At 60.2% G+C, this 377-nt stretch carries 1 protein-coding gene; it reads right to left on the reverse strand.

Annotation, left to right across the window (positions count from 1 at the left end; all coding sequences use genetic code 11):
• A partial coding sequence (locus CSV68_RS16905; protein WP_143561037.1) for a methyltransferase occupies positions 1-377 on the reverse strand: 377 nt, incomplete at both ends.

Genomic DNA, 377 nt, shown 5'->3' on the forward strand with positions numbered 1-377 from the left:
CCATTCACGTCAGAGAAGACGTTGCTGGCAAACACGTCGCCTTCCAGGCCGTTTGCAGCAAGCGTTGCGCGGCTTGCTTCAACCGCCGGGGCGCTCACATCGCACAGGGTTAAGCGCACTTTTGGCGAATGGCTCGCCAGTACGGTCGCCAGTACACCCGCGCCACAGCCGACATCCAGCACTTTGCCTTTCGTATGCGGCGTCAGGGTGGAGAGCAGCAGCTGGCTGCCCACGTCCAGACCGTCGCGGCTGAAGACGCCTGGCAGAGTTTTAATGGTCAGACCGTCAAGCTGATACTCATCCCAGAATTTCTCAGCGTCAAAGGTCGCCTGTTTTTCCAGACGGCCGTGATACAGGCCACAGCGACGGGCGCTGTC

This window comes from Sporosarcina sp. P29, assembly GCF_002743265.1.
Classification (GTDB): domain Bacteria; phylum Bacillota; class Bacilli; order Bacillales_A; family Planococcaceae; genus Sporosarcina.